Below are 14,408 nucleotides of genomic sequence, written 5' to 3'. Positions count from 1 at the left end.
TTATGCCTCCGGTGTTCCGTCCGCCGAGATACGGCGGAAGCCGAGATACGGGAAGAGTGATTCGGGCAGAACGATCGAGCCGTCCTGCTGCTGGCACTGCTCAAGGAGCGCGGCCAGGGTGCGGCCGACAGGCAGACCGGAGCCGTTGAGGGTGGCGACGAGCTTGGGCTTGCCGTCCTCGCCGCGGGTCCGGATGTTCGCCCGGCGGGCCTGGAAGGTTCCGAAGTTGGAGACCGAGGAGATCTCGCGGTACGTGTTCTGGCTCGGGATCCAGACCTCGAGGTCGTACGTGAGCTGGGCGGAGAAGCCCGTGTCGCCGGCGGGCAGCTTGATGACCCGGTAGGCGAGGCCGAGTTCCTTGAGGCACGCCTCGGCGTGGCCGACCATCTCCTCCAGCTCGGCGTCCGCCGTCTCCGGGTCGACGATCTTGACCATCTCGACCTTGGCGAACTGGTGCTGGCGGATCAGACCGCGGGTGTCACGCCCGTACGAGCCGGCCTCCGAGCGGAAGCACGGGGTGTGGGCGGTCATGGCCACCGGCAGCTCGGCGGGCGGGATGATCTCGTCGGCGTAGAGGTTGGTCAGCGGAACTTCGGCCGTCGGGATGAGGAAGAGCTCTCGGTCGGCGACGCCGGTCTTGAACAGGTCCTCCTCGAACTTCGGGAGCTGGCCGGTGCCGGTCATGGTCTTACGCGTGACCAGGTAGGGGACCGCGTACTCGGTGTACCCGTGGCGGCGGGTGTGGAGGTCGAGGAAGAGCGTGGCAAGCGCCCGCTCCAGGGCCGCGCCGGCACCGCGGGAGACCGCGAAGCGCGGCCCGGACAGCTTGGTCGCCCTACCGAAGTCGAGGATGCCGGTGGCCTCGCCGAGATCGACGTGGTCCTTCGGCTCGAACGTGAACGTGGGCGGCGTGCCCACGCGTCGGATCTCGACGGCGAACTCCTCGGAGTCGCCGTCGGGGGCCGAGTCGTCCGGCAGGTTGGGGATGCTCAGGAGCAGGTCGCGCAGCTGGGCCTCGATCTCCTCCTGGCCGGCCTCGATGTCACGGATCTGGTACTTGATCTCGCGTGCGCGCTCCTTCAGCTTGCTGATGTCGCCGCCCTGCTTGGCCGTCCGCTGGACCTCGCTCGCCACTCGCTTGGACTCTGCCCGCAGCTCATCGGCCGAGCGGATGTTCTGGTTGCGACGAGACTGGAGGGACTCCAGCTCGGACAGGTCCAGGGAGTAACCGCGACGAGCGAGCCGACGAACCGCTTCGGCACCCATTTCAATCAGGGCGCGGGCATCATGCATGAGGAAGATCCTTCTGATCCGGCGAGTGGTGGGATACGGAATCGACGGTAGCAACCGCGGTTCCTTCGCCGATCCGCATTACCTCCCTGTCACCGGAGCCGACCGCGTGATCGAGAACGGCAGTTTCAAGATCGTTCATCAGGGCCCTGACGAACGCCGGCAACTCCGCATCGGGGATGGCGACGGGCTCGATGTACGGGGCTTCCGGGAAGAAGAGGGGCATGGCCCCGCCGGGAGTCCGTTCGCGATGCCACAGAAGCACGGAGACCAGCAGGCCATGGGCCACCAGGACGCGGGGGCCGGGGTGCTCCAGGGCCGCGAGCACCCCGGTGAGCATCCTGCGAATGCCCTCGCGCTGCGACTCGCTGCCGCCGGGCGGCCGCTCGTGGGCGCCGTGCCCGTCGAGCCAGACGGCGTATTCCAGGAACGGGCTTCCCTCGAATTCCCCGTAGTCGAGTTCGTTCAGCCGCGGATCGGTGATCAGTTCCGGTCCGGGAACTCCCATCAGCAGGTTGGCGGTCTGCTGGGCACGGGGAAACTCGCTGGCCAGCCACGTCTTCACGCTGTGGAGGGAAACGCTGCTCCAGCCCTTGCTCAGCGACCGACGGCCGTCCTCGCTCAAGCGGATGGGCTTCGTCAGGTCACCGTTGACCAGGTAGCGCCGACTGTAATTCGTCTGTCCGTGACGGAGGACGTAGGTCGTCATGATCGGTTCCTCGGGGTCGGTGCCGACAGCCACGCAAGGACTTCGGCCATCGTCGCTCCGCGCGGATCACCGGTTTCGAGGTAGAAGAGAAGGCCGTCCAGGGCCAGGGCTCGACACCACGGCGCCAGGACGGGCACGGGGATGCGGGAGATCCGGGCGGCAGCGGCCAGGCGGGCGTCCGTGCCGTGTCCAAGCTCGTAGTACACGGTCCAGAAGGCCCAGTCGAAGGCCGCATCGCCCACCATCGGGAGGGGGTCGATCAGGCGAGGGTGGCCCAGCCGGTCGAAGAGCACGTTCTCGCGGTAGAGATCCGCGTGCAGGACCGTCCCCCGACCGCCGTCCTCCTCCAGGGTCACGAGGGCCGGGAGAGCCGCGTCGACGTGCTCCTGCCACTGGCCGACATCGACCGATTCCAGACGGCGGCGCACCCTGGGACGTACCTCCTGATGCAGGTACGAGGTCAGGGAAGGAAGCTCACGCGGTCGGCGCTGGCGCCGGCCGATGGTGTGGAGGCCCTGGAGGGCGGCGGCCACGGTCTGCAGCTTCCCAGGCGGCCGCTCGTCGCCACCGGGGCGGCCCCCGATCATCTTCAGGGCCGCCACGGCCAGGTCGTCCGCCGCCTCGACGACGCCTGCCGTCGGCCCGCCCGCCCACAGGCGTAGGGCAGTGACCTCCTTGCGGAACCGCGTGGGATCGGCCCACGCCTTGAGAAGCAGCGGACGACCTTCGAGAGTTCCGGCCATGACGATCACGGAGGCATGCCCGGCATCGTGATAGCCATCGAGGGTGAGCTTCCAGCGATCCGCAGCCTCCTCCATCAAGGAGGGCACAGCATCGAGCCACCCGGAGATTTCGGGGCCGTAGTGAGTGACCAGCCGACGCCGGCATTCCGGGGAGACCTCGCCGAGCCCCGTGAGGGTCCGTTTCTTCATCAGCTCAGCACGATCCCGTCGGAGACCAGCTCGTCAGTGAGCGCCGGGAACTCGCCCAGCGCCTCCGCCACCAGTGCCTGCACCTTGTCCACCTCGGTGTCCGGGGACGACAAACGGACGAGCACACGCCACGGCTGGTCGAGGCGCTGCCCTGTCGTGCTCACCAGATGGACCTCGGCATGCCCTCCCGTCGCCTCGTGGAGCCGCTGGGCGAGCCGACGGGCGGCGATGTTGTAGAGCTTGCCCACGTGGTAGACGGGGTTCTTGCCGTTGGCGCCCTCCAGGTTCATCGGTCGCAGGGGCGTGATGAGCCCGTTGACGCGGTTGCCGCGGCCGACGACGCCCTCGTCGCCGGACTCGATCGAGCTCCCGGTGTAGGTGAGGTACAGCTCGTCCTTCTCCGGCACGTCGCGCGCGTTGAGCCGGAAGCTCGCCTCGGCGCCGGGCAGGTGGAGGCCGGCGATCCGGTAGCACTCGGCCAGGACGCTCTCGGTGTTCTGGACGTACTCTGCACGGCTCGCGACGAGCCGCGACTTCTGCGGCACACAGAGCACGACATCCGCCCGCTCCCCGTCCCAGTAGCCCATAAGCTTCACGTCCGACCCACACCAGGCGTGAGAGAGGGTGAAGTCGCTCTCCCCGGAGAAGTGGTCGACCAGATCCCGCGCGAAGGACTCGAAGACGTTCTCCGGCGCCCAGCCGGTGCCCAGCGACGTGTCGTTGGAGAGCCGCACGCGCCGCTCCCGCAGGTCGTCGATCGACCGGGGGTTGAACCATCGCGTCCGGTCGGGCACCTCGTCGCTCGTGAGGACGGCACCGGGGCTGGAGTTGCTGGTGATGTTGAAGGTGATGTCGAGGTGCTCGGAGACCTCGGGGAGTCGGCGGGCGAAGAACGCCCGCACCTCGGCCTCCACGATCTCCTCGACGGGGATCCGCTCACCACCGCACATGGGCGCGGCGCGGCCGTTGACGAGCACCCGGACCGGGGCGGTCATGCGGCCGGCGCCGTACCGGACCTCACTCGCTCCGCCCAAGAGAGCGAGCTTGTCGAAGTTGTGGTGCAGGACCGCGCCGAAGTGCTGCACGGTGTAGGCGCTGTACGCGCGGGACAGCCGCTCGGCCAGCTGGTCGGCGAGGGTGTCCGGATGGCCGAGGCCCTTGCGCTCCACGATGGTCGTGGCGTCCGGGGCGGACCCGCCCGTCTCGATGACGAGGTGGCTGTTGTCGATGATCGTGCTCGTGCGAAGCATCACGAACTCCCGTTCAGGGTGGACAGAAGGGGATGAGCGCAGGCGCAGAACGCCTGGACGAGCGGTAAGTACCGTGTGTGGTGACGAGGTCGATGTCCTCGGTTCGTGGATGCCATCTTCCTGGCCCTCAAGGTCCTGTTCGAGGGCTCTGATAGGTCACCAAGAGGACTTTTACAGGGCTCTGTTGGACTTCTGTGGGCGATTTTGCGCCACACCGAGGACATCGCATGTCACTCTCTGACGAGAACTCGTCCCCGGAGGAGATCCATGTCCCGTCCCGCAGGCAACACCCGACTCAAGTCCGCCCGCCTGGCGGCCGGATACAACTCACAACAGGCTCTGGCCGACGCCATCACCAAGACGGCACCCAAGCTGGGCATCAGAGGGCTCGCTGTTGGCGTGCGTCAGATCCGACGCTGGGAGTCCGCCACACCGCCCTGGCCTCAGCCTGACGTCCACCGAGTTCTGACCCACCTCCTAGGCCAGAGCGTGGAGGATTTGGGATTCACCCCACCCTGGGGAAATGAGAGCCGCCACGCGGGCTCGACGGTCCGCAACACCCCGCATGCGCCTCTGAAGGGAGTGCGGCTAGCTAACGTCCCCGTCAAGGCCGGCCCCGCAACGCAACCGGTCACAGTAGGCAAGGACTTCGAGGCCGTCACTCGTTCTCACCGGCACCTCTACTGGTCCGTAGCTCCTTCCGTACTGCACCCCGCAGTGCTGGAACATGCCCGTCTTGGATGCGCTCTCCTACCGGAGACGGCGAACCCTGCTCGCCAGACCCTGGCCGGCGCCCTTGCCGAGTCCTATCTACTGGCCGGGCGCATCGAGTTCTTCGACCTACGCCAGCCCGACCAAGCCTCGGAAGCCCTCTTGCGTGCCCTGCAAGCGGCGGGCGAAGCCGACGACCCCCTCCTGGGATCGGCCGTCCTCGCGCACATGGCGTTTATCCCCGGATGGACCGATGACCGGGAAGCGGCGATCGAGCGCATGGTGGCCGCCCGTACCTACGCTCGACGCGCAGACGCCTCCGCGGAGCTCTGGGCATGGCTGGATGCGGTCGAGGCGGAATGCGAGACTCGATGCGGCGATCCTCGTGCCGCGCTCCGCCTGATCGGACACGCCGAGGACGCCCTTTCCTCGGGCTCCGAGCACCCCAGCCCTGAGTGGCTCGACTGGTTCAGCCCCGTGCGCCTGTCCGCGTTCAAGGGGAACACGCAGCTGAAGGCCGGCCACCTACCACAAGCCCGCCAGACTCTTCAGGAGGTACTCGAAGACATGCCGCCCGAGTCGGACAAGCAGCGCACGGTCGTCCTCGGCGATCTCGCCGCGGTCGAAGCTGCGGACAGCCACCCGGAGGCAGCGTGCCGGTACGCCGTCCAAGCTCTCGATCAGCTCGCCATCACCTGGTACGCCACGGGCATGGAGCGTATCCGCGAGGTCCGACGCACGCTCGCCCCATGGCAGAACGAGCAGTGCGTCCGAGACCTCGACGATCGTCTCTACGACTGGGGAACGACTGTCAGCGCTCTCCAGCGTTGAACTTGGCGATCTTCTCAGGCAGCTCTGCAAGCGAGTCGATGCGCATCGTGGTGATCGAGTCCGCATCCGGGTCACGCTGCTGAATCGTGCCCCAGGGCCCACGCCGAATCAGAGCTGTCAGAAGCCCCGCCCGCACGGCCGGGCGAATGTCGTTGTCGAGCCGGTCGCCGACGTACAGGATCTCGCCCGGCTCGGCAGGCGTTGCCTTGATGACGTGGTCGAAGAACTTCACGTCCGGCTTCGACGCCCCCCAGTCGTCACTGGTGGCGATCAGGTCAGACGGAAGGTCCAGCCCGCGCAGCAGGCCACCCGCACGCACGGTCTGGTTCCCGGCGATGCCCACCCACAGGCCGGCCTCCCGCAGCGCGGCCAGTGTGGGACGCACATCGGAGTAGAGGTCGTCCTCGCCGAACCATTCCGGCTTCCCGGCCGCCGCGCGCTTCTCGCGCTCCTCGGTCAGATCGAACCCCGGCCGGAACTCCTGGAACGTCTCGCGGTAGTCGCGCCCCTGCGCGATGACCGCCCCGAACATCGCCGCGAAGGTATGCCGCGGCACCTCCAGCCAGTCCGCCCAGGTCCCGTACTCCCGGGTCTCGTCGACAAGACACTCACCCACGTCGAACACCACCGCACGAATCATGCTCCGCAGGTTAGACGGTGCGGCATCTGGAGTAGACAGCCCTGTCAGACTGCGGCCGAACTTCCACCACATACATGACATGATCATGCCATATCGCCCGCGCTGTCAGTGGTGTGGCTCACCATGGACTAACGTGCTGTGATCAACGTGGGGGAAGAACCATGACCGTCGAAGAGCCATGTTCAGGGCTGCCCATCGAGTTCCTACGTGCCATCGCCGCGCAGTCCGGGCCGGATTCACCGCCCGTCGGCATGGCAGTGGCCCGGGCACACGAGCTACCTGAGGGAAGCGCGCGCGACGACCTCCTGCTCGCGCTTCTTCGTGGGGCGCTCAGTGCCTCTGCTCCCGAATGGATGCTCAGCGCCGCGATCGACAGCGACCTTCGGCGGCAGGCCGCCTCCTACGTGAGCTATTCGATGCGCCTGTCCGCCGCGGCGCTCGGCCATCCTTCATGCCCGGACGAACTGCGCGCGGAGACGCTGCGCCGCTGCTCCCTGGCCCAACTCGGCGCACTCGGCCGACGGGACTGCGGGCCGACACTGACGGGGGCGGTTGTCAGCGAGCTACGTCGGCGTGGACCGCATAGCCAGCCGATGACGCCGGCGCTCCTTGAGAATCCCGGGACGGCACAAGTCATCCTCCGTGAGCCGATGCTCGACGACTCGGTCTTCGCCGCCGCTCTCGGCCTGCTGCCCGTACTTCCCTCCTCCCCACGGCTGGACGAGGGGGACGGCGATGTCATGGCCCGATTCGACGCGTACATGGCCACCTTGGACGCGGGCAGCTCGATGTGGGAGGCAATCACGCGAGTCCATATCGACCGTCATCGTCAGTTGATCGAGTGGGCGCGGGGCACCCTAGCGAGCCACTACATCCGGAAACACCTGCTCGGCACCATCCCTTGGGACGTCGAGGGCTCCCTCCTCGAAGAGATCGCTGTTCGCGACCTTGCAGACTTCCCTCGCGCCTCCCTGATCACGCGGATGAGTCGGCTACTCCGGGATGGCGCCTCGGAGGCGGATGTGCGCTCGCGGCTTGCCGGTGGGTTCGCATCCCTGTCCCCGAAAGAGCGCTGCCACGTCGAGGAGTTCTTCGACGAGTCCCCTGAAGTCCGCTCCGCGGGGCTGCGGGCCGCAGTCCTTTGGGTGGAGTCCAGGGCCGACACCTCCTGGCGACACCTCCTCACTCCGTCCGACGCCAAGGACCGATTCGGCCGCGCGCACACCTGGCGCGCGCCGCAGGAGCTGCTGGTGACGCTCGGCGAGCGCTTCGCGGCAGTAGCCGAAGAGGCTCTGGAGCTCTGGGAAACCGACCCCGAGCCTGGCCGACGGACTCCCCGCGATGTGCGATGGCTGCATTCCATGCTCCTTCACCTCCCTCAGGTGACGAGCGAGGTGAAGGACAAGGCTCGTGCTGTCCTACGGTATGCGGGACTGCGGCCTCGTCGAAGCTGGGAGGTCAATGAGCTCGCCACAGATCAGCACGATCGCGAGTTCGCCGATCTTCGCACCGCCATCGACCGGATCCTCGGGGACCCGACCACAGCTGCCCGCAGTTCGGCGCTCGGCGATCCACAACAGGTCACCGTACGAGATCTGGCAACCGTTTCCGACGAAGTGCTGGACGACTATCTCTCCCGCCACGCCGGAAACGATGAGCTCGTGGAGAAGGCGCTGCTGTCGTTCGTCAATCGCGACAGCCACCGGCCGAAGCTCGGTTTCTCCGACGTGCTGGGACGGCACTCTTCACCACAGGAGGCGCTGCTCCAGGTCACCGCTGGCCTGCGTAAGCGCCTCGGGGGCGGCCCTCACCTCCGCGAAGCATGGGTTCGGCAAGTGCTCAGACTCCCCGAGTGCGATACGAAACTCATCTGCGCGCTGCCGGCTTGGGCCGCATTGACCGTCGGTGGTCCCGAGCACGGCACGGCTCACGCCGCGGTCGCGTCAGTCGTCACGACCGCGCTCGGCGAAGACGAGGAAGCCTGGGCGCGTTTCGCCACCAGCCCCGCCTCCTACTCCGGGCCGACTGCCTGGCTCCGCCTGGGCGACATCCTCACCGCCGCGAAGGAGGGCGGCGCGTGGCCGAAACCTCCGAACGGCCGGTGATCCAGCCAGCCTCCGAGTGTGGGACGACAACACGGCGGCCACGGCTCAAGTCAAACCCACGAGGCGTGTCGGCTCCTGGCTCGCATTCTGGCCGACAGCGGGTCCGGCTCTCTCCCCCCAGAAGGCACAGTCGGAAGTTCACGTCGTGGATTCGCTCGGCAGGCGGAGGCGGGAACATCGCCATTCCGCTTGTAGGCGCTCGGCCGGACCGGTACGACGGTCACCATGTACCGATGGTCGCCGCTCAACGATCGACAGCTGGCCTTGCTCACCCGCATCGGAGAGGGAACGGATCCCGTCACCTCGGCGAGCCCGGAACTTGCCCACACCGCCCGTGCCCTCAAGGGTCGGGGCCTCATCACCATGCCCAAGCATGGTGGGAAGTGGCAGGCGGAGATCACCGACGACGGTCGCTTCTACCTGGAACACGGCCACCACCCGGACCGGCCCGAGCCTGCCCCGCGCAAGCAACGACCGGCAACCGCCGAGCCGACACCGGAGGCTGCGGCACCTCCCCGTCGGCGGGCGAAGCCCCCGCTCGAGGCGAAGCCGGCGCTGGCACGCCCGGCGAAGCCGCCACGGCAGTCGCGGGCGGAAATCGGCGCGGCTTTGATCGCGGAGGTGCAGAAGGCCGGGCGATTCCTTCGGGTTCCTGACCCGAGCGACGAGGAGCGGGCCCGCTATCGCCGGGCGTTCGACGCGGCGCGGCAGTGCGCTCCAGAGGGCTACCACCTGAAGTACAGCGGGCGGGCGAAGGGTGACTTCTTCCTCGGCCTGCTCCGGGTGACGGGCGAGGACGACACCGAGTGGAACCGGATCCGACTGGCCCGCAGTCGTGTGATCACCGACGTTGACGACGTGATCGCGGCGGTCACCGCAGACCACAGCGCCTTCGAGATCTCGGACGAGGTACTGCCGCGAGCGCTCGCCCTCCTTCGGCTCCTCGCCGAGCGGGCCCTCGCGCGGCATGGCGATATCGCGGTGTCGAAGAAGCGCAGGCAGACGAGGCCGCTACTCACGGTCCACGGCAGGACGTACGAGATCGGCTTCAAGGAACGTCAGAAGCAGGTCCGTTACGTGCCCACGCAGCCGGGCCGACGGACGTATGACTGGCAGCGGGTCACCCCGGCCCACCGGTTCGAGCCGTCCGGGGAATTGGAACTGCACGTGAGCCAAGGCCCGGGGCACAGCTACGGCTGGAACAAAGAGTGGGCAGATACCGCCAAGAAGCCGTTGGAGGACCAGATCGACTCCGTCTTCCGAGCGCTGAAGGCCCACGCGGAGGAAGAGGAGCAGGCCCGGCTGGCACGGGAAGCAGAGCAGCAGCGTCAGCGTGAGGAGCGGGAGCGGCAGGAGGAGGAACGCCGCCTGCGAGAGGCAAAGGAACACGAGGAGCGCCGTCGGCAGGAGGCGGAGGAGAAGGAGCGCACGCGGCAGGAGTGGGAAGCGGCGGTCAGCGTTGCGACGATCAAGGCAGTGGACGCCACGCGGATCGACCGGTTCGGTACCGCCCTGGCGCAGTGGCGGGCCGCAGGGGAGATGCGGGCCTTCTGCGCCGCGCTCGATGAGGCCGCCTCCGTCTCGGACGACGCCCACGAAGCCGGGCGGCTGCGCGAGTGGTCAGCGTGGGGAAAGGCGGAGGCCGACCGGCTCGACCCGACCGTGGCTGGCAGGGGCCTGACCGCCCACAGCCTCCACACGGAGCCCACGGGCGACCAGCTACGGCCCTTCCTCGACGGATGGCATCCGCAGCGGCCGGAGAAGGAGGAGCACCCGAAGAAGGAAGAGCCCAAGGCGGAAGCCGATCCACCCAAGCCAGAGCCGGAGCGGTGGCGTGACTTCACCGACGAACGTCTGGACCAAGGCTGGAGATATGGACCCCGAGGTCGCGCTCGATGGTGGAGGCGATGACGCCGTGCCCGCGGTCGCGTAGGGCCTTCACCGATTTCTCCACGAGCTTCCCGAGCCGGACGACCTCGTCCCGCAGGGCGACCAGTTCGTCGTAGCGCTCGGCCTTGTCCTGGCCACACCACTCCCGAACGGTCCGCAGGACGGCCGCTTCCGCGTCCAGCTTGCGGTCGTCCCGGCGGCTGTAGGAGTACCAGGAGGACTGCGTGCGCTCCTGATCGATGGCCTGCTGCCTGCGGCCCACCTCCGGAAGGATGTCGTCGGCGAAACGGCCAGCCACCTGGTGCGCGATGCGCTCGGTGACCGGCCACCCAGCCAGACACAGGCCATCGCGGTTCTCGTAGACCATCGGATCGCCTCGCAGCTCCGCGGGATCCATACCGACAAGGGGAGCACTGCCGTCGAGACGGCCCATCTCCAGGATCCCGGCGTCCGCGACACTGCGCCGCAGCCGCAGCTTGCTCTTCGGGCGGACAAACCCGAGGATCAGCCGCGCAGCCTCGAAGTCGGCACTCCCTCGCACATGCCGCGACGCCTCGGCCAAAGCGAGCTCGCTCGCGTCGTCCGTGCGGAACGCCTCGACGTCCTCCCAGCGCGCCACGAGGGAAGTCGCGTCGACCCACTCCTGTAGTCCGGCGTCGTCTCCGTCGAGGAACCGCACGTGGAGCCAATCAGCCCGGCCGCGCCCGCCGACCCGTACGACCTCGACCCGACGAACCGCGCCACCCAGCTCCTTCGGCCTCGCCCGGTAGGCCCAGTGCTCACCCATCTCCATGTGTCCATTGAGCCAGGTCCGCTGATCACCTTGCCCATCGATTGCCGAAACCAGCACGGAACTGAGCGCCAGAGAGGTTCTTCAGGGGCTATCCGAGGCCAATACCTCTGTCATCTGCAGTCGAGCGACGCGTTGAGTCTTCCTGGCGGGTGCTCAGCGTCCAAACGTCCCGATCCGAGTCGACCATCAGCGGTCAGGTGCTCACTGCCCTATTCGCGTCCGAGCTGGTGGAGAGACGAAGGATCTTGTCCCAGGTGACCACTAGCCCCGCCGCGGCGGCCGTGGCCAGGGCGACGCCCACAGCTGACGAAGCCAGGGCAAAGACGATGCCAGCGAGACAGAAGGTAAACGCAGATCCTCGCAGCACCTGTTGCCGCCACGTTCTGCGCTCGCGGTGACTGTGCAACAGCCCATCGGCGGATACGTCCCCAGGTGCGAGATCTTGCAGTCGCCCGCTGGCGAGCACTTTCAGGATCCGCTCCACTTCGAGCAGAGCACGCTTCGCACCGTCGATCCGATCAAGCTCAATCCCGTCCCGGAGTTCACGCACGAGGGCAGCGGCTGCTGCGAACCGAGCCACGACCTGGGGCATGGGGTTACGGCCGTCAGGAAGCGCACGTTGCACGGCATACCTCTCCAGTGCGATGGCGAAGTCTTCCAACGCTTGCACTGCCGCAACGTGCGGAGAGTTGAAGGGCGATGCCGTCGGAGGCTCCTTCCCCGTTACCTCCAGAGGCTGGAGAAGGGCTTCATAGGCCCTACGCACCGTCACCGTCATGGCCTCGGTCGTCCACCGTTGCATGCCCTGGTTCGCGACAAGCGAGGCGATCACAGCAGTGATCAACATGGGCGTCACCAAGACCCCTATGACGACGGCGTCGCGCCAGACGTGCCAGCTTGTACGTTGGATGGCTGCGGCAAGGACGCCACCCGCTGAGACGGACAACGCGACGGGGACAATCATCTTGAGGTCGACTGCCCTCCGGGACGCCTGATACAGGACGTCTTCGCGCTGCAAGTAGTCCAGCGTCGGATGGTCTGGACGCGTCGCCAAGGAGCTGTCGCGGACCTGACGCACCAGGTGAGCGCGGCGCCGTCTCGCGTGTGCCCGCGCGTGAGCCCAGCAGATCCGTTCCAGGAGCGTTCTGTTACGTCGGCGCTGCGACGTTGCCGTCACGGTCAGGGCCCATATCGACATTGTCCAAGCGGCGAAGATGAGCGCCCCAAACTCGGTTTTCGACACGTCCTCCCCTTCCGGGACATCGATGGGCTCAGCCCCATCACAAGTCCCTATGCCCTGGGGAGGTTCGCCAACGCCTCACTGCCAGTACGAAACTCTGTGCGAGCCGAGTGCCGTCGATCCGGCCGCCGCGGGCCCGTGACCAGCTACAGGACCAGGCTGCCGACCTGGCAGACGACCCAGCTTCGTGGTCTCAGTTCTGGTCTCATTCACCGCCGTCCAACCCTGTCCGGACAGGGCCATCCCGAACGCTCCGCATCAGGTCAGGACGCCCCTGCCCCCTCCGGACGGGCATACGAACACTTGGAAAGCGTGTTGGGGGCAACCCCTCACGAGTTCGAATCTCGTATCCTCCGCCAGTGCCTCACCGGGCACTAACGTCGAAGGCCCCGCTGCTCGCAGCGGGGCCTTCGACGTGTGGGGTATCGGTTGGCGCCCCGGGGAAGTCGCGGGCATGGACCACCAGCGGGAGAACTCTCCACCGGCTCCGGGAACCCCGGTCTCCGGAGAGGCAGGCGCTCCCTTTCACCTGTTCTTGAATTCGACCGGGCCGGTGCTCATGCGGAAGTTGCCGTTGGAGTACAGCGTCGGGCGGGCTTCCTGGTGGTTCCCGCTGTACTTCTCCACGTGGCGGATCTCGATGCCGCCGGGGACGGTGAAGTCGATGAGGGCGATGGCGACCCAGTAGGACAGGTTGCGGTCGTTGAACAGCGGGACGGTGACGGTGGACCCACGGCCGTCCGTGACGACGGCTCGGGCTCCGTAGGACTTGAAGGAGCCGGTGCCGTTCTCGACCGCGCTGTAGGCGCAGATCAGGACGTAGCCCTGGAGGTCGGGTCGGCGGATGGTGACGGTTTCGCGCCCGGGTGCGCGGGCGTCGCCGTCGAGAGCGATGTACGGGGGTGCGGAGGGGGAGCCGAGTTGCCGGTAATAGACGACCTGCTCCGACCTGTTCGGCCTGGGGCCCTTGGGGGTGACGAGGCCACGGGGCACGTAGAGGGCGTAGAGGTCGAGGTCGGCACCGGCCCGGCGGCGGTCCGCGCTGCCGCCGTTCCATTCCAGGCTGGCGGTGACGACGAGGTGCGGATCGTCCTTGCGCATGTTGATCGTGGCCTGGCCGCCCTTGACGAGGGCGACCCTGCCGAGCGGCACGGGCGGGTGGACCGGCGCGGCCGACGGCGACCACGCGGGGGCGGGCGGGGCCGTCCGGGCGGCGGGAGCGGGTCTGCGGGGCGCGGGGGCCGTCTCCGGCGGAGGTGCGGGCGCGGGAGCGGGACCCGGGTCGTCGACGACGATGCCGAAGTCCTCCGCCAGGCCCGCCAGCCCGCTGGCCCAACCCTGCCCGACCGCCCGGACCTTCCACCCGCCCTGGCGCCGGTACAACTCGACGAGGACCGCCACGGTCTCCCCGCCGTTCATCGGCGGCGGAACGAACGCGAGCCGCGTGGACCCGCACTCGACGTCGGCGCGCGGGGTGCCCACGGCGTCGAACCGGGCGGCCGGATGGTCGACATCGACGCTCGCCACCACGGCGACGCGCTCCACCGAGGCCGGGACGCGCCGGAAGTCCGCCGTGACGGTGCGCCCGGTCACCGTCACGCCGTCCTGCGACCGGTGGTTGTAGAACACCAGGTCCTGGTCGCCACGGACCTTGCCGTCGGGCCCGAGCAGCACGGCGGAGACGTCGAACGGCACGCCCGAAGCCGCGACGGTGACCTGGCAACGGGCGCCGACCAGGGGTGCGTTCGCGCCTTTGGAGAGCGTGATGGCCATCTGAGCCTCCTGTGGTGATCCGTCCATGGTGGCGGCAGCGGCTCGGTCTCGTCAGGCGAAGGACCAACCAGGTGTCGGCTCCCCGATGCTCCCCGATGCTCCCCGATGCTCACCGGTCTCACCGGTCTCACCGGTCTCACCGCACCGAACGGCACCGAACGGCACCGACCAGCACCGGGGGTCCCTTGGTCTCGGTTCTGGTCTCGTCCGACCCCGTCCAGCCTCGCCCGGACCGGCCGCTCCG

At 67.9% G+C, this 14,408-nt stretch carries 11 protein-coding genes; 3 read left to right on the top strand and 8 right to left on the bottom strand.

The annotated features are described in order from the left end of the window. Genes serS through ACVWNX_RS18105 form a run of 4 tightly spaced genes read right to left on the bottom strand, consistent with a single transcriptional unit; the run spans window position 1 to window position 4,181 of the window. Window positions 1-1,293, bottom strand: a complete 1,293-nt coding sequence (gene serS, locus ACVWNX_RS18120; RefSeq protein ID WP_454408227.1) for a serine--tRNA ligase — start codon at window positions 1,291-1,293, stop codon at window positions 1-3. Further along, entirely contained in the window at window positions 1,286-1,999 is a 714-nt protein-coding gene (locus ACVWNX_RS18115; protein WP_454408225.1) for a histidine phosphatase family protein, read from the bottom strand. Before ACVWNX_RS18115 ends, serS begins: the two co-directional genes overlap by 8 nt. Next, window positions 1,996-2,931 (bottom strand): aminoglycoside phosphotransferase family protein, encoded by a 936-nt coding sequence (locus ACVWNX_RS18110; protein ID WP_454408224.1) that lies wholly within the window; start codon window positions 2,929-2,931, stop codon window positions 1,996-1,998. The genes ACVWNX_RS18115 and ACVWNX_RS18110 overlap by 4 nt, the downstream gene beginning before the upstream one ends. After that, window positions 2,931-4,181 carry a methionine adenosyltransferase gene (locus ACVWNX_RS18105; RefSeq protein ID WP_454408222.1) on the bottom strand — a complete coding sequence of 417 codons (1,251 nt, stop codon included), beginning with the start codon at window positions 4,179-4,181 and terminating at the stop codon, window positions 2,931-2,933. The genes ACVWNX_RS18110 and ACVWNX_RS18105 overlap by 1 nt, the downstream gene beginning before the upstream one ends. A gap of 267 nt (window positions 4,182-4,448) precedes the next feature. Here ACVWNX_RS18105 and ACVWNX_RS18100 point away from each other — a divergent pair, with 267 nt between their 5' ends. Then, the gene (locus ACVWNX_RS18100; RefSeq protein ID WP_454408221.1) at window positions 4,449-5,723 is read left to right on the top strand and encodes a tetratricopeptide repeat protein; all 1,275 of its coding nucleotides are present in this window, start codon (window positions 4,449-4,451) and stop codon (window positions 5,721-5,723) included. Here the strand turns inward: ACVWNX_RS18100 and ACVWNX_RS18095 are convergent. After that, window positions 5,704-6,363, bottom strand: coding sequence for an HAD family hydrolase (locus ACVWNX_RS18095; protein ID WP_454408219.1), 660 nt, complete (start codon window positions 6,361-6,363; stop codon window positions 5,704-5,706). The genes ACVWNX_RS18100 and ACVWNX_RS18095 overlap by 20 nt on opposite strands. 161 nt (window positions 6,364-6,524) lie before the next feature. Here ACVWNX_RS18095 and ACVWNX_RS18090 point away from each other — a divergent pair, with 161 nt between their 5' ends. Together ACVWNX_RS18090 and ACVWNX_RS18085 are read left to right on the top strand one after the other, a co-directional pair. After that, window positions 6,525-8,468 (top strand): hypothetical protein, encoded by a 1,944-nt coding sequence (locus ACVWNX_RS18090; protein ID WP_454408218.1) that lies wholly within the window; start codon window positions 6,525-6,527, stop codon window positions 8,466-8,468. Window positions 8,469-8,693: 225 nt separating this feature from the next. Continuing rightward, entirely contained in the window at window positions 8,694-10,379 is a 1,686-nt protein-coding gene (locus ACVWNX_RS18085; RefSeq protein ID WP_454408216.1) for a PE-PGRS family protein, read from the top strand. Here the strand turns inward: ACVWNX_RS18085 and ACVWNX_RS18080 are convergent. The 3 genes from ACVWNX_RS18080 to ACVWNX_RS18070 all read right to left on the bottom strand — a co-directional run bounded on the left by ACVWNX_RS18080 (window position 10,309) and on the right by ACVWNX_RS18070 (window position 14,164). Further along, the gene (locus ACVWNX_RS18080) at window positions 10,309-11,151 is read right to left on the bottom strand and encodes a PE-PGRS family protein (RefSeq protein WP_454408214.1); all 843 of its coding nucleotides are present in this window, start codon (window positions 11,149-11,151) and stop codon (window positions 10,309-10,311) included. The genes ACVWNX_RS18085 and ACVWNX_RS18080 overlap by 71 nt on opposite strands. Before the next feature lie 193 nt (window positions 11,152-11,344). Further along, entirely contained in the window at window positions 11,345-12,169 is an 825-nt protein-coding gene (locus ACVWNX_RS18075) for a hypothetical protein (protein ID WP_454408213.1), read from the bottom strand. A gap of 747 nt (window positions 12,170-12,916) precedes the next feature. Further along, on the bottom strand, window positions 12,917-14,164 hold the full coding sequence (locus ACVWNX_RS18070) for a TerD family protein (RefSeq protein WP_454408211.1): 1,248 nt from the start codon (window positions 14,162-14,164) through the stop codon (window positions 12,917-12,919). Between the last annotated feature and the right edge of the window lie 244 nt (window positions 14,165-14,408).

Source organism: Streptomyces sp. JNUCC 64 (assembly GCF_054484115.1).
The sequence above is the reverse complement of the archived record's forward strand: the minus strand, read 5'-3'. Positions and strand labels throughout refer to the sequence as shown.